Source organism: Streptomyces sp. LZ34 (genome assembly GCF_053890475.1).
Genome location: NZ_CM132680.1, coordinates 4,234,628 through 4,251,752, shown reverse-complemented (window position 1 = coordinate 4,251,752; position 17,125 = coordinate 4,234,628). Strand labels below are relative to the sequence as shown.

The 17,125-nt window shown below is 70.8% G+C and carries 18 protein-coding genes and 3 pseudogenes; 8 read left to right on the top strand and 13 right to left on the bottom strand.

Going from position 1 to position 17,125, the window contains the following annotated elements:
- Window positions 1–70 precede the first annotated feature (70 nt).
- The 3 genes from ACWY4P_RS16585 to ACWY4P_RS16575 all read left to right on the top strand — a co-directional run bounded on the left by ACWY4P_RS16585 (window position 71) and on the right by ACWY4P_RS16575 (window position 2,989).
- On the top strand, window positions 71–796 hold the full coding sequence (locus ACWY4P_RS16585) for a TetR/AcrR family transcriptional regulator (RefSeq protein WP_456211317.1): 726 nt from the start codon (window positions 71–73) through the stop codon (window positions 794–796).
- A gap of 110 nt (window positions 797–906) precedes the next feature.
- Window positions 907–2,406: an MFS transporter gene (locus tag ACWY4P_RS16580; RefSeq protein WP_456211316.1), complete on the top strand. Its 1,500-nt coding sequence runs from the start codon at window positions 907–909 to the stop codon at window positions 2,404–2,406.
- Between the two features lie 103 nt (window positions 2,407–2,509).
- Window positions 2,510–2,989, top strand: coding sequence for a Uma2 family endonuclease (locus tag ACWY4P_RS16575; RefSeq protein WP_456211315.1), 480 nt, complete (start codon window positions 2,510–2,512; stop codon window positions 2,987–2,989).
- Here the strand turns inward: ACWY4P_RS16575 and ACWY4P_RS16570 are convergent.
- Window positions 2,967–3,374: a hypothetical protein gene (locus ACWY4P_RS16570; protein ID WP_456211314.1), complete on the bottom strand. Its 408-nt coding sequence runs from the start codon at window positions 3,372–3,374 to the stop codon at window positions 2,967–2,969. The genes ACWY4P_RS16575 and ACWY4P_RS16570 overlap by 23 nt on opposite strands.
- A complete protein-coding gene (locus ACWY4P_RS16565; protein ID WP_456211313.1) occupies window positions 3,368–3,976 on the bottom strand; it encodes a TIGR03086 family metal-binding protein in 609 nt (202 codons plus the stop codon). The genes ACWY4P_RS16570 and ACWY4P_RS16565 overlap by 7 nt, the downstream gene beginning before the upstream one ends.
- 69 nt (window positions 3,977–4,045) lie before the next feature.
- On the opposite strand from ACWY4P_RS16565, the gene pdxR reads away from it, so the two are divergent.
- Complete coding sequence (pdxR, locus tag ACWY4P_RS16560; RefSeq protein WP_456211312.1) at window positions 4,046–5,473, top strand: MocR-like pyridoxine biosynthesis transcription factor PdxR; 1,428 nt, start codon at window positions 4,046–4,048, stop codon at window positions 5,471–5,473.
- A gap of 13 nt (window positions 5,474–5,486) precedes the next feature.
- Here the strand turns inward: pdxR and ACWY4P_RS16555 are convergent, their stop codons facing one another.
- The 4 genes and pseudogenes from ACWY4P_RS16555 to ACWY4P_RS16540 all read right to left on the bottom strand — a co-directional run.
- Window positions 5,487–5,987: a PPOX class F420-dependent oxidoreductase gene (locus ACWY4P_RS16555; protein ID WP_456211311.1), complete on the bottom strand. Its 501-nt coding sequence runs from the start codon at window positions 5,985–5,987 to the stop codon at window positions 5,487–5,489.
- 32 nt (window positions 5,988–6,019) lie between these two features.
- Window positions 6,020–7,498 (bottom strand): MFS transporter, encoded by a 1,479-nt coding sequence (locus tag ACWY4P_RS16550; RefSeq protein WP_456211310.1) that lies wholly within the window; start codon window positions 7,496–7,498, stop codon window positions 6,020–6,022.
- A 93-nt stretch (window positions 7,499–7,591) separates the two neighbouring features.
- A complete protein-coding gene (locus ACWY4P_RS16545; RefSeq protein WP_456211309.1) occupies window positions 7,592–8,071 on the bottom strand; it encodes a MarR family winged helix-turn-helix transcriptional regulator in 480 nt (159 codons plus the stop codon).
- Window positions 8,072–8,142: 71 nt separating this feature from the next.
- A pseudogene (locus ACWY4P_RS16540) lies at window positions 8,143–8,265 on the bottom strand (DUF4442 domain-containing protein); the annotation flags it as partial.
- Between the two features lies 1 nt (window position 8,266).
- Here ACWY4P_RS16540 and ACWY4P_RS16535 point away from each other — a divergent pair.
- A pseudogene (locus tag ACWY4P_RS16535) lies at window positions 8,267–8,530 on the top strand (Lrp/AsnC ligand binding domain-containing protein); the annotation flags it as partial.
- Window positions 8,531–8,620: 90 nt separating this feature from the next.
- Here the strand turns inward: ACWY4P_RS16535 and ACWY4P_RS16530 are convergent.
- Window positions 8,621–8,818 (bottom strand): DUF397 domain-containing protein, encoded by a 198-nt coding sequence (locus ACWY4P_RS16530; protein WP_456211308.1) that lies wholly within the window; start codon window positions 8,816–8,818, stop codon window positions 8,621–8,623.
- Window positions 8,819–8,829: 11 nt separating this feature from the next.
- Window positions 8,830–9,681 carry a helix-turn-helix domain-containing protein gene (locus ACWY4P_RS16525; RefSeq protein WP_456211307.1) on the bottom strand — a complete coding sequence of 284 codons (852 nt, stop codon included), beginning with the start codon at window positions 9,679–9,681 and terminating at the stop codon, window positions 8,830–8,832.
- Window positions 9,682–9,854: 173 nt separating this feature from the next.
- Here ACWY4P_RS16525 and ACWY4P_RS16520 point away from each other — a divergent pair, with 173 nt between their 5' ends.
- Window positions 9,855–10,316: an ATP-binding protein gene (locus tag ACWY4P_RS16520; protein WP_456211306.1), complete on the top strand. Its 462-nt coding sequence runs from the start codon at window positions 9,855–9,857 to the stop codon at window positions 10,314–10,316.
- A gap of 305 nt (window positions 10,317–10,621) precedes the next feature.
- On the opposite strand, the pseudogene ACWY4P_RS16515 reads toward ACWY4P_RS16520, so the two are convergent.
- From ACWY4P_RS16515 to ACWY4P_RS16505, 3 genes and pseudogenes are all read right to left on the bottom strand, one after another.
- A pseudogene (locus ACWY4P_RS16515) lies at window positions 10,622–11,254 on the bottom strand (pectate lyase family protein); the annotation flags it as partial.
- A 404-nt stretch (window positions 11,255–11,658) separates the two neighbouring features.
- Entirely contained in the window at window positions 11,659–12,612 is a 954-nt protein-coding gene (locus tag ACWY4P_RS16510; RefSeq protein ID WP_456211305.1) for a glycoside hydrolase family 6 protein, read from the bottom strand.
- A gap of 236 nt (window positions 12,613–12,848) precedes the next feature.
- Window positions 12,849–14,495: an MFS transporter gene (locus ACWY4P_RS16505; RefSeq protein WP_456211304.1), complete on the bottom strand. Its 1,647-nt coding sequence runs from the start codon at window positions 14,493–14,495 to the stop codon at window positions 12,849–12,851.
- Window positions 14,496–14,605: 110 nt separating this feature from the next.
- Between ACWY4P_RS16505 and ACWY4P_RS16500 the strand changes: the two genes are divergently transcribed.
- On the top strand, window positions 14,606–15,217 hold the full coding sequence (locus tag ACWY4P_RS16500) for a TetR/AcrR family transcriptional regulator (protein WP_456211303.1): 612 nt from the start codon (window positions 14,606–14,608) through the stop codon (window positions 15,215–15,217).
- A 28-nt stretch (window positions 15,218–15,245) separates the two neighbouring features.
- Here the strand turns inward: ACWY4P_RS16500 and ACWY4P_RS16495 are convergent, their stop codons facing one another.
- Window positions 15,246–15,683 carry a Dabb family protein gene (locus ACWY4P_RS16495; protein WP_456211302.1) on the bottom strand — a complete coding sequence of 146 codons (438 nt, stop codon included), beginning with the start codon at window positions 15,681–15,683 and terminating at the stop codon, window positions 15,246–15,248.
- A 136-nt stretch (window positions 15,684–15,819) separates the two neighbouring features.
- Between ACWY4P_RS16495 and ACWY4P_RS16490 the strand changes: the two genes are divergently transcribed.
- On the top strand, window positions 15,820–16,482 hold the full coding sequence (locus tag ACWY4P_RS16490; RefSeq protein WP_456211301.1) for a TetR/AcrR family transcriptional regulator: 663 nt from the start codon (window positions 15,820–15,822) through the stop codon (window positions 16,480–16,482).
- A 16-nt stretch (window positions 16,483–16,498) separates the two neighbouring features.
- On the opposite strand, the gene ACWY4P_RS16485 is transcribed toward ACWY4P_RS16490, so the two are convergent.
- Window positions 16,499–17,095 carry a hypothetical protein gene (locus tag ACWY4P_RS16485; RefSeq protein ID WP_456211300.1) on the bottom strand — a complete coding sequence of 199 codons (597 nt, stop codon included), beginning with the start codon at window positions 17,093–17,095 and terminating at the stop codon, window positions 16,499–16,501.
- Window positions 17,096–17,125 lie beyond the last annotated feature (30 nt).

Here is a 17,125-nt window from a genome sequence, read left to right as displayed (position 1 = left end):
CCACCTAGCTGTGCTGTGCCGTTCCCCCAGCGACCGCTGGGAGGCGCCCCCTGCTCACGGGAGGTTCGCCGTGTCCACCACCACCCCCGACGCCGACCCGGCCGACGCCCCCGGCGCTGCCGACGGGCCCGGGTCGCCCCGGATGCCCCGGATGCGGGCCGACGCCCGGCGCAACCGCGAGCAGATCCTGCGTGCCGCCCGCGCGGTCTTCGTCGACCAGGGCCCCGACGCCCCCCTCGACGAGATCGCCCGCCGGGCGGGGGTCGGCATCGCGACCCTCTACCGGCGGTTTCCCGAGCGCGCCGACCTGATCCGCGAGGTGGCGATCGACGTCTTCACCGCCCTGGTCGAGGCCGCGCGCGAGGCGACCGAGACGGGGTACGACGAGCTGGACGCGCTGCGCCGCTTTATGCACGCGGCCCTCGACCTCAAGATCGGCTCGGTCATGCCCGCCCTCGTCGGCCGGGTCACCGTCGACGAGATCCTGGAGGCCGTCCGCCAGGACGTCGCCGACCCCGTGGACGAGCTGCTCCGGCGGGCCGGCGAGGCCGGGCTGATCCGCCCCGACGTCGTCTTCGGTGACATCGCCCTGATGATCATCCGGCTGTCCCGCCCGCTGCCCGGCGGTGTCATCCCGGACGACGAGGCGCTCGCACACCGCCACCTGGACGTATACATCGACGGCCTGCGCCCCACCGGCAGCGCCCGGCCCAACGCCCGGCTGCCCGGCCCGGCCCTGGACGCCGCCGCGGTCAAGCGCCTCAGGGGGCGGGCGATGGACGCCGGGTCCGGCTGACGGCTGACCCGTCCGGCCGCTTCCGGAGGAATCCCCTCGCCCGGCAAACCCGGGCGGGGAAAGCCTCTCAAAGCATGGAATCTCCAGATAAGCCTCAGAAAGGCACCGTCATGGCCCAGCCCCTCGACAAGCAGCCCGCGGACAACCCCCGGCGCTGGTTGGCACTGCTCTTCATCGGCCTGGCCCAGCTGATGATCGTCCTCGATATCACCGTCGTGAACATCGCCCTGCCCTCGGCCCAGCAGGACCTCGGGATCTCCGACGGCGACCGGCAGTGGGTCATCACCGCCTACACGCTGGCGTTCGGCAGCCTGCTGCTCCTCGGCGGCCGGATCGCCGACTACACCGGCCGCCGGCGCGCCTTCCTCATCGGTCTGATCGGCTTCGCCGCGGCCTCCGCCCTCGGCGGCGCGGCCTCCGGATTCGGCATGCTCCTCGCGGCCCGCGCGCTCCAGGGCGTGTTCGCCGCGCTGCTCGCCCCCGCGGCGCTGTCCCTGCTCGCGGTGAGCTTCACCGAGCCGCGCGAGCGCGCCAAGGCCTTCGGCGTCTTCGGCGCCATCGCGGCGGGCGGCGGCGCGATCGGGCTGGTCCTCGGCGGGCTGCTGACCGAGTACCTGAACTGGCGCTGGTGCCTGTATGTGAACGTCCCCATCGCCGTCGTCGCCGTCTTCAGCTGGTACGTCCTGCCCGCCGACGAGCGCGCCGAGGGCGGCCGCGCCCGCTTCGACCTGCCCGGCGTGCTGCTGGCCGTGTCCGGTCTTGTCGCGGTGGTGTACGGGTGCAGCGAGGCGGAGTCCAAGGGCTGGGACTCGCTGACCGTGACCGGCCTGCTGACCCTGGGCGTGGTCCTGCTGACGGCGTTCATCCTGACCGAGCGCAGCGTCGCACGCCCGCTGCTGCCCCTGCGGGTGATCGCGGACCGCACGCGCGGCGGCGCCTACCTCGCGGTCGGCCTCTCGGTGGTCGGCATGTTCGCGATGTTCCTCTTCCTCACGTACTACATGCAGCGCGTCAAGGGCTACTCGGCGCTGGTCAGCGGCGTGGCCTTCCTGCCGATGACCGCGGCCGTGCTGGCCGCGGCCGCCGGCATCGGCGCCCGCCTGCTCCCCAAGCTGCCGCCCCGCGTCCTCGTGACCCCGGGCATGCTCCTCGCGGCCGCCGGTGTCGCGCTGCTGATCCCCCTGGAGCCCGGCAGCTCGTACGCGGCAGGCATCCTGCCCTCCGAACTCCTCGTCGGCTTCGGCATGGGCCTGGTGATGGCCCCGGCGATGAACTACGCCACCCACGGCGTCCAGCCCCAGGACGCGGGCATCGCCTCCGCCACGGTCAACACCACCCAGCAGATCGGCGGCTCGATCGGCACGGCGATGCTCAACACGATCGCCACCAGCACCACCAACGACTACCTGGCCCCGGCGATCCGCGCCCGTGAGGTGACCCCGCAGCTGGCCAAGGAGGGGCTGGTCGAGGGCTTCTCGGAGGCGTTCGTGTGGTCCTCGGTGATCCTCGCGGTGGCGGCGGTCCTGGTGGGTCTGCTGATGAACACCCCCCGGCCGAGCCGCCAGCCCGGCGCGGAGCAGACGGCGCCGCTTCCGGTGCACCTGGGGTAGGCCCACTCGCGGCGGTCAATGCAGGAGCCGCCCCTCACTCGTGTGAGGGGCGGCCCCCGCGTTCGGGCCCGCCGGGCTTGAATCCGCGACCAGAATCCCGCCCATGGATGGATCTCTCACTGCAGAAGAACCGCTTCCGGACTGGGCGTTGGTGCTCTGCCTGCTGAATACCGCTCTGCGCCAATGGGCGCCGAAGTCGTTGCGGGTGGTCCGGGATATGACCGTGACCCTGGACCGGTGTAACCGTCCTGAGCCGGACCTTTCCGTGCTGCGTGCCGAGGCGGTGACCGCCGACGGGAATGAGACGGGCTACGAGGCGGCCGATGTCGTGCTCGTGGTGGAGGCGGTCTCGGCGGACTCGCAGGCACGCGACCGCAAGCGCAAGCCGCAGCTCTACGCCGAGGCGGGAATCCCGCACTTCTGGCTGATCGAGAAGGGTGAAGGCCGCCGCCCGGTCGTCCACGTCTTCGAGCTTGACCCGGTGACGCGCACGTACGTGCCGACCGGCATCCACCACGACCGGCTCAAGCTCCCGGTGCCGTTCACCATCGACATCGACCTCACCGAGATCGACCGGCTGTAGATCCGAATCCGGTGAGCACGCGGTAGGCCTCCCGCCAGATACCGCTCTCGTCGAACTGGGGAGCAATCCAGGTCGTCGCCTTGGCCTCGCCGCGCGCACGGTACTTGCGCATGATCGCCACGTGGTCCGGCCGGCCCACGAATCCGTGCAGGGCCTCCTCGCCGGTCCACACAGACACCGCGCCGCAGCGCCGGGCCCGCGGCGCCGTCCACAGCCACAGGCCGACCGCCCCGTCGAGCGTCGGCCAGGTGCGCCGTAGTCCAACGGCCGCGCGAGCGATGCCGGGCAGGTCCATCCGCCTGGCGAAGGTGAAGTCGGTGACGCTGACGAGCACCGGGCCCTCCGTGTCCGCCTCCGGCCCCGGGTGCCAGCCCGATCTCAGCATGGTCCGCCCGCCCAGGACGGGACGCGGCCGAGCAGGCTGAGCAGCCGGTGGTGCGGTGGCGCTTCGTCCGGGGGTGGGACGCGCCGGTCGAAGGCGGCGCCGGGGCCGCGGCCGTCGTCCGGGACCCGGTCGGCGATCCGCAGCGCGGCGGCGGTCAGCTCTTCGTCGGGTTCCCACGGGACGCCGATCGTCACCGCGACGTCCCAGGCGTGGACGACGTAGTCGAGGAAGTGGAAGCTGATGGCGACGTGCCCGGGAAAGGCGCCGCCGTCCCGTACCTCCGGCAGGACGAACGGCCGCTTGAGCACACCGTCTTCCGCGAACGCCTCGTTGACCAGCGTCGCCGACGCCTCGAACGCGGCGCGTGCATCGCCGCCGAGGTCGCCGCCGCGCCAGGCGGAAAGCGTTCCGCCCGCGCCGCGCGCCGTGGCGGCGAAACCCTCGTTCTGGCTGACGAGATGGCGGGTCAGGCCGTGCAGTGTCCAGTCGGGGCACGGCGTCGGCAGGGTCAGCTGATCGTCCTTCAACTGGGCGACGATCCCGCCGGTGAGCGCCAGGGCCCGACGGTCGAGCTCTTGGACGTCCAGCTCTCGAATATCCATGACCCGCAGCCTAGAAACGGGCAATGGCCCAACACCAGGGCCAATAACCCCGCATATGATTGAGCCAATATGGAGGTGCATGTCAGCCTGGACGGGCATCGCGACCTGTCCGGCCAGATCTACCGGCAGATCCGTGCCGCCATCCTCGACGGGCGGCTGCGCCCAGACGATCCGCTGCCGCCGACCCGGGAGATGGCCCGGCGGCTCGAGGTGGCCCGCAACACGGTCGGCGTCGCTTACGACCGCCTGGCGAGCGAGGGCTATCTGGACAGCCGGGTCGGCGCGGGCACATTCGTGCGCGCCGTCGGCCGGACGCCGGGCGCCGCCACCACCGGTTCCGCCCTCAGGCCGCGCCCTGTCTGGGACGGGGTGGTCTCCCCATGGCTCGGCTCGATCGACGCCGGGCTGACCTCCGTCGCGTACGACCTGCGCGTGGGCCTGCCGGACGCCCGGCTCTTTCCGTACCAGACGTGGCGGCGGCTGGTCGCCCGCGAGCTGCGCCCGTCGGCCGCGATCGCGCGGGGGCCCGGTCATCCGGCCGGCCACGGCGGACTGCGCGCGGCGATCGCGCGCCACATCGGCCTCTCCCGGGCGGTGCGGGCCTGTGCCGACGACGTGGTCGTGACCAACGGCATTCAGCAGGCCCTCGACCTGATCTGCCGGGTGGTGATCGAGCCGGGCGATGGCGTCGCGGTCGAGGAGCCCGGCTATCCGCCGGCCCGGATGCTCTTCCGCTCACTGGGCGCCACGGTCGTGGAGGTGCCGGTGGACGACGAGGGCCTGTGTGTGGACGCTCTCCCGGACCATGTCCGCGTCGTCTATGTGACGCCCTCCCATCAGTTCCCGCTGGGCATGCCGATGTCGCTGCGGCGCCGGATGGCCCTCGTCGAGTGGGCCGAACGTCACGGTGCCGCCGTGATCGAGGACGACTACGACAGCGAGTTCCGCTTCGGCGGGCGGCCGATCGACCCCCTGCAGAGCGTCGACCGGGCCGGACACGTGATCTACGTGGGCTCCTTCTCCAAGGTCATGCTGCCCTCGCTGAGGATCGGCTTCCTCGTCGCGCCCGCCCCGCTGCGGGACGCGCTGCGCGCGGCCAAGTACGTCACCGACTGGAGCACCTCCCTCCCCACCCAGGCGGCGCTGGCCAGGTTCATCGACGACGGTCTGCTCGCCCGCCACATCCGCCGGATGCGACAGGAGTACGCGGCCCGGCACGAGCTGATCACGACCGCGCTCGCGGAGCGCTTCGCGGACCGGCTCGACGTCGTCCCGTCCTCGGCGGGTCTGCATGTGACCGCCTACGCCCTCGGCGACCTCGCCGGTCCCGGGCGTCTCGACGGGCTGGCGGCCCGGGCCCGTGCCTCAGGCGTGGCGCTCTACACCCTGCCCGAGGTCGCCATGAGCCGGTCCGTACGCCCGGGCCTCGTCTTCGGCTACGGCGCGATCGCAGCGCCGGACATCGGTCCGGCGCTGCGGCAGCTGTCGGTTGTTTGATCAGGCCGTCTGATCAGTCGGAGGCGGGGATGTCGAGGGCCGTTCCGTACAGGCGGGACACCCCGATCCTGATCACCACGCGCCGGTCCGCCACCATCTGCTCCAGGAAGGCCGCTTCGTCCTTCGGATCGTCGAAGCCGGGCGTCAGGGAGAGCAGTTCCCGCCCGACCGCGTCACCGGGCTCGGTCGTCACCTCGGATATCTCCGCTTCGCCCTCGGCGACGGCGAACGACCAGACATTCGGGCCGTTGACGTGCAGGGCGGCATGCGGATCGCGGCGCAGTTGGCGCACCTTGAGGCGGTCGGCCGTGGTGGAGATACGGACCACGCGCTCCTCGGGGCTCCAGTTGTGGAGCACGGTCGACAGGTGGGGGTGGCCGCTGCGCTTGACCGTCGCGAGCACCCCGAACTGCTGCTCTCGCAAGAGCCGGGACAGCTCCTCGTCCGTGAGCGCCCGGGGCGCGGGTCCGGCGCCCGGCTTCTGCTCTTCTTCGTTCGCCACGTTCGCGTTCATGGGGTCAGGCCTTTCACTGGTGGGGGAGGACGTCAGGCGGCGGTGGCGGGCTCGGCGGCCGGGTCGGCGTTCTTCCGCACGGCTGTGGGGATCGGCGCGGGCTGGGCGAGGACGGTGAACGCGACCACGAAGGCGGCGACGAGGAGCCCTGTGCCGACGGTGAAGGCCAGGTGGTAGCCGCCGGTCAGCGCCTCGGCCTGGCTCTCGCCCCGCGCGAGCAGGCTGTCGCTGCGGGAAGCCGCCAGGGTGGACAGCACCGCGACGCCCAGGCTCATGCCGATCTGCTGGGTGGTGTTGAACAGTCCGGAGGCGAGGCCGGCGTCGTCGTCCTTCGCGCCGGACATGCCGAGGGTGGTCAGCGCGGGGAGCGCGAGGCCGAATCCGGCGGCGAGCAGCATCACGGGAAGGAGGTCGGTGAGGTAGTTCGCGTGCACGGGCACGCGGATGAGCAGCCCGAGGGTCCCGATCAGGAGCGCGATTCCCGCCAGCAGCACCTTGCGCTCGCCGAAGCGGGCGTTGAGCCGGGCGGAGACGCCGAGGGAAACCGCGCCGATGACGGCGGCGGCCGGGAGCATGGCCAGGCCGGTCTTGGCGGCGCCGTACCCCAGCACCTTCTGCAGGTAGAGGGCGACGAGGATCTGGAAGGAGAACAAGGCGGCCACCATGAGTACTTGGATGACGTTGGCCCCCGCGACGCTGCGCGACCGGAAGATCCGCAGCGGCATCAGCGGCGTACGGGCGGTGGCCTGGCGGGCGACGAACGCGGCGAGCAGGAGGAGCGAGAGGGCGCCGAAGCCCAGTGTGGGCGCCCCGGTCCAGCCGTACTCCTCGACCTTGACCACGGTGTAGATCCCCAGCATCAGCCCCGCGGTGACAAGGAGGGCGCCGATGACGTCGGCTCCGGCAGCGAGGCCGAGCCCTCGGTCGGCGGGCAGGACGGGTACGGCGACCGCGAGGGCCGCGATCCCGATCGGCAGGTTGATGAAGAAGATCCAGTGCCAGTTGAGCGCGTCGGTGAGGACGCCGCCGAGCACTTGGCCGATCGACGCGCCGGCCGCCCCGGTGAAGCTGAACACGGCGATCGCCTTGGCGCGTTCCCTGGGCTCGGTGAACAGCGTCACGAGAATGCCCAGGCTGACCGCGGAGGCCATGGCGCTGCCGATCCCTTGCAGGAACCGGGCGGCGATCAGTACCGCGGGGGAGGTGGCGGCGGCCGCCAGCAGCGAGGCGGCGGTGAACACCGCGATGCCGGCCAGGAACATGCGCTTGCGGCCGATCAGGTCGCCGAGCCGTCCCGCGAGGAGCAGCAGGCTGCCGAACGCGATGAGGTAGGCGTTGACGACCCAGCTCAGGCCGACGGGGGAGAAGCCCAGGTCGTCCTGGATCGCCGGCATGGCCACGGTCACGATGGAGCCGTCCAGGACGACCATCAGCATCCCCGTGGCGATGACGCCCAGGGCCAGCCAACGCGAGCGGGAAAGGGCGGGTTTGGAACTGGCTGTGACGGACATACGGGCTCTCCTGTCGGTGCCTCAGATGATGGCGACAGGAGAGACCGTAGCAGATAGTTCTGTTATAGACGATCTCTTTCGGATCTGCTTCGGCTACTGGCGCGCCCGCCGGGCCGGCCGGGGACTCTCCGTCGGTGTGGCGAGATGCCCTTCGGCCAGCTGATTCAAGGCCCGCAGCAGGGTGGTCCGGTCGGACTTGGGAAGTGACGCCAGTGCCTCCCGGTGCACCCGGTCGACGATCTCCTGGCTCTGTTCGGCGACCCGGGCGCCCTCCTCGGTGACCGCGATGATCCGGGCTCGCCGGTCCTGGCTGGAGGGGCGGCGCTCGGCGAGGCCGGCCGTCTCCAGGGCGTCGACGGTCACCACCATCGTGGTCTTGTCCATGTCGCCGAGCTCGGCGAGCTGGGCCTGGGTGCGCTCCTCCTCCAGGGCGTGGACCAGCACGCAGTGCATGCGCGCCGTCAGCCCGATCTCGGCGAGCGCCGCGGCCATCTGGGTGCGCAGGACGTGGCTGGTGTGGTCCAGGAGAAACGACAGGTCCGGTTCGTTGCGCGTGGGCGCCATGGCGGTCATGCTCGCCAGGGTAACAATTCGATCCGTGGCGGATTATCCAGAAGGGGACCTTCTGGGGGTTGGACTGCCGGTCACTGCGCGGGCCTGTTCACGCGGATCAGCGTCTGCTGCCCGTTCGCGACGAGCGACCGCCCGCCGTCCCCGACGCCGAACACCTCCAGCCGGCACACGGTCAGAGTGCGTCCGGACTTCATCGAAGCCCTCGTCTTCGCCACCCTGCGCTGGGAGGGCCGCGACACGGTCACTGCGTTCGAAGAGGCAGTGGCCGCCTTGCCGCACGTGCTCCAGGCCCAGCGTCTGTTCGGCGAACCCGACTACCTTCTGCGCGTCGCCACCAACGACCTGGCCGCCTTCCAGCAGCTCTACGACCAGCAGCTGGCCAGGCTGCCGGGAGTCCAGCGACTGACCTCCACCCTCGTCATGAAGCACGTCGTCGACGACCGCCCCCTGTCCGAATAGCGATCCCCTGGGGGTGCTACGCCGTGTGCGTGCTCGCTTCGTGCGCCTCGATCCGGGCCGGCAGTGCCTGAAGTCGAGCATCTGCGGGACTCAGGGCGTGAGGTGGTCGAAGGCTCCGGCTTTGGCGGCGCGTATGAAGGTGCCGAGGCGGGCGGGGGTGGTGGTGACGGTGATGTGGGGGTCTTCGCTTTCGCGGAGTCGTATCGTGCGGTCGGGGGTGACGGCGAGGTTGAGGCAGTTGCTTCCCTCGGCGCAGTAGGAGGACTTCTGCCAGTCCAGCGTGGACAAGGTTCCGCCTTTCAGAGGCTGCGTGCGATGTCATGGATGAAGTCGCGTGACTCGTCGGGCTTGAGCGCGATGGCGTCCATCCGGTCCAAGAGTGTGCGGTATTTGCCCAACTGGGCCTCGGCGTCGAGCAGTGCGGTGCCGTGGGACTGGTCCAGGTGGACGGTGTCGAGCTGGGGCACCGGTCCACGAGCGTAGACGACCGTCTGGCCGGAGCCGGGGAACGCTCCTGCGGTGAAGGGGACCACCGTGACGTTGATGTTGTCGCGCTCGCTCATATCCAGGATGTGCTGAAGCTGCGCGCGTGTTGTCGTCCGGCCGCCGAACTGCATGCGCAGCGCCGCCTCGTGAATGATGGCGGAGTAGGGGAGCGGTCTTTCGCGGTATAGGACGGCCTGCCGTTTGATCCGGTGTGACAGCCTGTGCTCGACCTCTGGTGGCGGGAGTGTGGGGACGCTCTGCTGGAAGACGACCCGCGCGTGATCGACGGTCTGGAGCAGTCCAGGGATGCTGGACGTCTGTGCCGTCCGCAGCTCCAGGGCGTGGTGTTCCAACTCGGCGAGGTCGAGCAGACCCGGCGGCAGGATGCCCCGGTACTCCTCCCACCAGCCCTTCTTGCGCTCGCCGGTCATCCCGGCGAGTGCTTCTACAAGCACGTCGTCCGAGCAGTCGTAGTTACAGGCAAGTGTGCGCACCATCGTTGAGCTGACCGGCGCCCGCCCTGTTTCGATGTTGCTGATCCGTGCTTGGTTGCCGCCCAGCACCTCGCCCGCCTCGCGGGCGGTCATCCCCGCCTTCTCTCGCAGCTTGCGCAGCTCGGCGCCCAGGCGTTGCTGACGGGCGGTGGGTGTCGCTCTCGACGTCATGCACTCCCCTTCTTGGTCGCGATCAGTCTGCCGTGGTCGCCGTCGTCAGTCTATGGAGTGATGTATTTCTCCGAAGGGGAGAAAGTTATCGCTCCAATGCGCTACGGTGTGTCGCGTGTCACTCACGCTACGGCGTCAGACGCGCCGGAAGCACATGCCCACAGGAGATCCGCATGAGCGATGACGCCTGGCAGTACACCCTCGACATGCCGCACGAACTCCACGCCCCCCGCATCGCCCGCCGCACCGTGCGGATGATCCTCGCGGAACACGGGCTCGACGAACTCATCGACACCGCCGAACTGCTGACGTCCGAGCTGGTCACCAATTCCGTGCGCTACTCCGACGGTCCGGCGTCGGTCCGGATCCTCTGGTCCAGGGGGCGACTGCGCGTCAGCGTGTGCGACACCAACCCCAAGCTGCCGGTGCTGGACGGCGCGCAGGTCGCGGGGGACGACGATGACCGCGGGCGGGGCCTGGCGCTCGTCCAGCTGTGTGCCGACGCGTGGGACGGCTATGCGATCGGGGAGGAACTGTTCGGCATCGGCGGGAAGTTGATCTGGTTCGAGATGGTGGGGCCCGCCTCGCGGAGGACCGTGTGTTTGACGGCCGCCGCCGAGCGCAGCGGGCGGTAGCGGTAGATGTCGGCGGGGGACCAGCCGACGTCCGTGGTGAAGGTGCGGGTCGCCCACTCCGGCGGTTCGGTGCCCGACGCCTCCGCGTCTGCTCGCGCCTCGGCCGCCGCGGCCTCGAACTTCCGCCGGGCGATGGCGTTCACGTCGATCCGCCGACCCCGGTACCAGGAGCCCGTATCCGCGAACTGGTGGCCGTGGAAGTTGGCCACCGTGATGTCCGGGGAGGCGCCGGGGCCGGTGTGGTCGAAGGCGTTGTACTCGGAGACCAGCTTCGATTCGAGGCCCACCCCGAGGAAGTACGCGCTGCCGCCCAGGGCCTGGCCGCGCATGGGGTAGTCGGGGTCGTCGGTGGAGCCGCGGAAGTAGTTGTTGTACGCGTGGACCTGGCCGAAGCGCACGCGCGGGGAGCGCTGGGCGGTGTCGGCGAAGAGGTTGTGGTGGAAGGTGATCCGCAGATGGCCGCGGTCGCGGTCGCCCTTGCCGTCGCCGGAGCCGATGAGGACGGTCTTCTCGTGGTCGGTGAATCGGCTGTACGAGACGGTGACGAAGTCGGTGGCGTCCTCCATGTCGAGCAGTCCGTCGTGGCGCTCGACGGGCTTGCCGTGGAAGCCGGTGGGGGCCTGGCTGTTGGGGTAGCGGCCGTCGCCGAAGGCGCAGTGGTCGATCCAGAGGTTGCGGCCGGTGACCACCGACATGGCGTCGAAGCGCGCGTTCCAGGCGCCTTGGTCGCCGTCGCCGGGGTCCCAGCTGGGGAAGTGGTCGATGGGCGCCTCGAAGCGGAGGTTGCGGACGATGATGTTCTGGCCCGTGTTGACGGTGAGGTCGACGCCGAGGAGCGCCGCGTCGTCGCCGGCGCCGAGGATGGTGGTGTTGCCGGGGACGGTCAGCTGGATCTGCTGCTTCTGGGCGTTCGAGCCGGTGACCCGGAGCGTGCGCATGCGCTTGCACCACTCGTAGCGGTCGTCGCTCCAGGCCGTGCCGTCGGGGCCGAAGCAGTCCATGTAGTGCTCCAGGTCCCAGCCGGGGGCGTAGTCCTGGGCGCCGAGGAGGCGGCCGTCGTCGGTCTGGTTGCCGTGGATGGCCCCGCGAATGGTGATGACCTTGGGTGCGGTGGGGTCGCCGTGGTTGGCCAGGGCGGCCTTCAACTCGGCACGGTTCCGCACTAGATGTCTGCTGTCGGGCGCGGCGCCCGCGCCCCCGGTGGTGCCGGGGCCCGCCGTGGCCCAGCCGGTGGGGCGCCCTTGGGGCAGGCCCTGCCGCGCGGCGGCGGCCCCGCTGGGTGCGGCCAGAAGCCCGCACAGCAGCGCGGCCGCCACCGCGTACGACGTACGTCCGCGCACGGTCAGCCCGCCAGCTCGTACGCGTAGTCCGGCGAGAAGCTGCCCGCGGCGCCCGCGCAGCCGTCCAGCTCGCCCGGCAGCTTGATCCACAGATAGGCGTCGATGGCCGGGTCGCCGGTGTTCGCCGTCGGGTTCTCGCCCACCTTGCGGCCGTGCGGGTCGCACCAGGCGTTGTCGGGGGCGGGGCCGTTGCCGTTGCGGCTGGTGTCGATGACCGCGGTCAGGCCCGAGCCGCCGAGCTGGCTGAGCACGCTCTTGGCGAAGGCGACCTCGTTGGCGGTGCGGTTGTAGTTGGAGACGTTGCTGTAGATGCCGTCGCCGCTGGTCAGCACGCCCGCCGAGCGCAGTCGCGAGGCCTGTACGGAGGCGCTGTTCCACGCGGAGTGCCCGGCGTCGAAGTAGACCCGGGCCTTGGGGTTCGCGGCGTGGATGGCGCTCGCGGCCCGGGCGAGTGAGGCGTAGCGGGCGCTGAGCTCGCTGGACGACAGGCAGCTGATGAGCGCGATCGAGTCCGGTTCGAGGATGACGATCGAGGACCCGCTGCCCAGCCCGGCGGCGAAGTTGCGCGCCCAGGCGTCGTAGGCGGCGAGGTCGGGAGCGCCGCCCGCGGAGGCGCCGCCGCAGTCGCGGTTGGGGATCATGTACGCGACGAGGACGGGGACCTGGCTCTTGGCGGCCGCCGCGGAGGTCACCTTGCGGACGTCCGCGGTGACGGTGGAGGGGGAGTAGCGGGCGAACCAGACGGCCTGCGGCTGACTGGCTATGCGCGAGGCTATGCGCGGCTGGCGCGAGTCGCTGGGGTTGGCGGCGACCCATTTGTTGACCTGGGATTCGGGGTCGGTGAAGAACTTGGTGTCGCCGGGCAGTTCACCCGCGACGGCTTGGGGCGCATGGCCCGCCCCCACCAGGAACGCGGTGGCGAGCGCGGCAGTCACTAACGCTCGGATGAGGCGCACGGTGCATCAGTCCTCTCGGGGGGATTAGGGGACTTTGGTGACTTCTGGGATGTCAGGTGGCAGTGCGAAACGAGTGGCGCTCTGTGCTTCTGGTTGCCGCCGCACCGGGGAAGGTTGCCGCCGGAGTCGATGAGAATTCGAGTCAAGTTCCAGTGATCTCGGTGTCGTTGGCGGCGCCGGACATGACGCGACCCCGCCCGTGTCCCGGGTGGGGTCGCGTTGGGTGAGGGGGGCCGTCAGCGGCTCGCCACCGTCTCCGACCGGAGATCGACCGGTGCCGTCCCCTGCGCGGCACCGATGCCGTACGGCTCGGAGTTCAGCTCGGTGTCCGCGCCGGCCCCTTCGGCCTCGGGCGCCGCGACCCGTACGTGGCGCAGGGCGACGGCCGCCAGGGCCGCGGCCGCGACCAGGACCAGCGCCCCCGCGACGGCGGCCACCTGCATACCGTGGGTGAACGCCTCGCGCGCCGCGCCCAGCATGTCGTCCCCGGCCCGCCCGCTCAGCCGGCCCGCCACCGCCGCCGCGCCGCCCAGGGTCTCGCGCGCCGCGTCCAGCGCGTCGGCCGGCAGGTCGGACGGCAGGTCGGCGGGCAGCTTGTCCGCCATGTCGTGGCGGTAGACGGCGTTGCCGACGACGCCGAGCAGCGCCATCCCGAGCGCCCCGCCGAACTCCTGGCCGGTCTCCAGCAGGGACGACGCGGAACCGGCCTTCTCCGCCGGGGCCGTGCCCATCGCCATGTCGGTGACCAGCGACATCACGGTGACGATGCCGGAGGCGAGGACACCCGCCGCGATCAGCACGAGCCACAGCGAGTCCGTGCCGGCGAGGGCCAGCAGTCCGAAGCCGGCGGCCGCGACGAGGAATCCGCCGCCGATGACGTACGCGCGGTTCACCTTCTGCGCGATCGCGGCCGACGCGGGGCCGGCGGCGCCCACCATGACGGAGGGCAGCAGGCTCCACAGCGCGGCCTCAAGCGGGCCCTTGCCAAGCACCGACTGCAGGTACTGGGTGGTGAAGAGGGAGGAGCCCATCATGGCGAACGAGGCCATGAGGTTGAGCCCGATCGAGGACCCGAAGCCGCGGTGGCGGAAGAGTTCGGGGCTGATCATGGGGTGCGCGTGGGTGCGCTGGCGGTGGACGAAGGCGAGGCCGATCAGCAGCCCGGCCGCGATCCACAGCGCCCGCGGCCCGCTGAACCCGTGAGCCGCCGTCTCCTTCAGGCCGTAGATCACCGGCAGCACCGCACCCATGGACAGCGGAACGCCCAGCAGGTCGAACCGTCCCGGGGCCGGGTCCTTGAACTCGGGCACCAGGACCGGGGCGAGCACCAGCAGCAGCACCATCGCCGGGAGGTTGATGAGGAAGACCGAGCCCCACCAGAAGTGGGCCAGCATCACGCCGCTCAGCACCGAGCCGAGTGCCACCCCGCCGGCCATCGCGCCGGACCAGATGCCGATCGCGGTGGCGCGCTGCCCCGGATCCTGGAACAGGTTGCGGCTGAGCGCCATCGTCGAGGGCATCAGGGTCGCGCCGCCGATGCCGAGCAGCGCACGGGCCGCGATCAGCATCTCGGCGCTGTTCGCGTACGCGGCGGCGACCGAGGCGGCGCCGAAGGCCGCGGCGCCCAGCATCAGCAGCTTCCGGCGCCCGATCCGGTCCCCGAGCGACCCCATCGTGATGAGCAGCCCGGCGAGGGCGAAGCCGTAGATGTCGAAGATCCACAGCTGCTGGGTGGAGCTGGGATGCAGCCGCGCGCTGATCTCCGGGAGCGCGAAGTACAGCACCGAGACGTCCATGGAGACCAGGAGCAGCGGAAGCATCAGGACGGCGAAGGCGGTCCATTCCCTGCGTCCGGCACGGGAATTGGCGGGAGTCGAGGTCATGCCGAGGACTATACGAACGTCTTAAACGCTTGTCTAGTACGACCGTGTAAGACGATTGTGTTGGACGGTTGTCTGGGACGGTTGTATGGGTATCGGGATAGGCTGACGCCATGGGACATCGAGAGGATCTGTTGGCGGGAGCCAAGCGCTGCCTGCTGGAGAAGGGCTGGTCGCGCACCACCGCGCGGGACATCGTGGCCGCCTCGGGCGCCAACCTGGCGTCCATCGGCTACCACTACGGGTCCAAGGACGCCCTGATGCGAGAGGCCCTGTTCGCGGCCATGGGCGACTGGGCGGATGACGTCGAGCGGTCCCTGAAGGAGGAGGCCGCGGGTGTCGAGGGCCGGGCAACGGGGTTCGAGGCGGGGTGGACCCGGGTGCTCGAACTGTTCGGCAAGCACGGGGCGATGTGGCGGGCCCAGCTCGAGGCGATCATGCAGGTCGAGGGTGATCCGGAGCTGCGCGAGGCCTTCGGGCGGGCCCGGCCGGAGGGACGGAGCGGGCTGGTGGCCCTCTTTGACGGGATCCCGGAGGAGGAGGTCGATGAGGAGACCTCGCGGATCATGGGTTCGTTCTATATGACCCTGATGGGTGGTATGGCCGTCCAGATGGCCATCGACCCCGCTCTCGCGCCCAGTGCCCGCGACCTGACCGAGGCGATGCGCCGCATCCTTGCCGGCCCGCGCCCCGGCCCGGCGACCGAACCGCGCCCGGCCGATTGACCCAGATTTTTACGGCGCGGGTGCGTCCTCAGGCGTGTGACGCGGCGTTTCCGGCGGTCCGGCCGTCGGTGGAGATACGGGTGTCGGAGATCGAGTTGAGGAGTTGGCCCCACTCCGGGTACTTCGCCACCTTCTTCAGGAATATCTCCGTGACCTTGGTGCCCAGCCCGGGGTCCATGTCGTCCGACAGCCGGACCGCCGAGAGCCTGGCGAGGTGCGGCAGGATCCCGAAGTCGCCTTCGAGATGCACGGGGTCGTGCATATACCGCTCCAGGGCCGGCAGGCCGTCGATCCCCACGCAGTACGCGTGGGTGTAGCCCTCGGCGGGATCGCCGAGGTCCTGGCCGACGGTCGCGAACGAGACCGACTCGACGGCCGCCGTGCGCCTCATGGCCGCCAGGACCTCGGCCTTCTGCTCGTCGGTCGTTCCGTCCCTGAAGCTGAAGCGCAGGATGTTGACGATCACGGGCGTTCTCCCCTCGCGGATCCTCGTAAATTTGAACTCGCTGGTTCAATCTAGTGGCCTGACATGAAAAGTAAAGCGGTACAGGGGAATGAACCAGTGAGTTCAACTCGGCGCGGCCGTGCGGTAGTCTGCCGAGGTGACAGGAGCGAGGGTCCCGGACGCGCGCACGGCCTCAAGGGGACGTATCGACAAGCGGCAGGCCATCCTGGAGGCCGCCTTCACCGTCTTCGCCCGCCGGGGTTACGCACAGGCTGGTGTGCAGGACATCGCCGAGGAGGCGGGCGTCGCCAAGCCGACGGTGTACAACCACCTCGGCGACAAGGAAAACCTGTTCCGGCACGCCATGGAGACCGCCGCCGACGCGGTGGTGAGGGAGAACCTGGCCGTCGTCGAGCGGCTGCGCGACCCCGGCGACGATCTGCGCGCGGCCCTGGAGGACGTGGCGTACCGGATGCTCAAGGTGTGCTGCGGCGAACGCTCGCGCGCGCTGCGGTCGCTGACCTACTCCCAGGCCGCGGCCTTCCCTGAGCTGATCGAGACGGTGCAGGGCCGCACCTCGATCGGGCTCGGCGAGGCGCTGGCGGACCGACTGGCCCGGCTCTCGCTGTCCGGGCGGCTGCGCCCGTGTGACCCGGGGCAGGCCGCGGAGCAGCTCCTCGCGCTGCTCACCGGCCCCATGGAGGCGCGCTCCCGGCTGGGCACCCGCAAGGTCTCCGCCGCCGAGACGCGGGAGGTGGCGAACGCGGCGGTGGACACCTTCCTGCGGGCGTACGCGGCCGGCCCCGCCGACCCCGGCTGACCAGCCCGGCGGGGCCTCAGAACTTGCCGCCCTGCTCCTCCGTACGGTGCCCCAGCCGCCTGGAGAACTCCGCGAGGAAGGCGGTGCCGAGCGGCGGCCACCCCCAGAAGTCGAACGCGAGCGCCCCGAGGTCGAAGCCGGAACCGAACCGCCACTCGGTGACCGGGACGGCCACTCCGCACGCCGAACAGGCCACGCTCCCCCCGCCCGTCTCCTTCCAGGCGGCGATGGCGTCCCGGAACGGCCGCCAGACCTCCTCGTCCGCCTCGAACTCCTCCGGATAGTCGATGATCACGGTCTTGGCGTCGCAGCGCGGGCAGATCGCGGAGTCCGCCTCGTCCGCCCCCTGGCCCCCGACGTAGTAGTCCCGTCCGGCCATGACCGCCACCGGGCCCGGCTGCCACCCCGTCTCCGCGGAACCCTCCACGGCCCGGTCCCAGCGGGGGCCGGGCGCATACCCCTCGTCCGCGGTCTGGCTGTACACGCCCTCGCCGGACGTCTCGCGCGTGATCACGCCTTCGGACACCAGCCAGTCGACCATCCGCTCGGCGAGCGGCCCGGCCTCCTCCTCGGCCGTCTCCACGTCGACGATCCGCTGAAAGTAATCACCCATGGCCCAGCCCCCGTCGCCGTCACTCGTTAC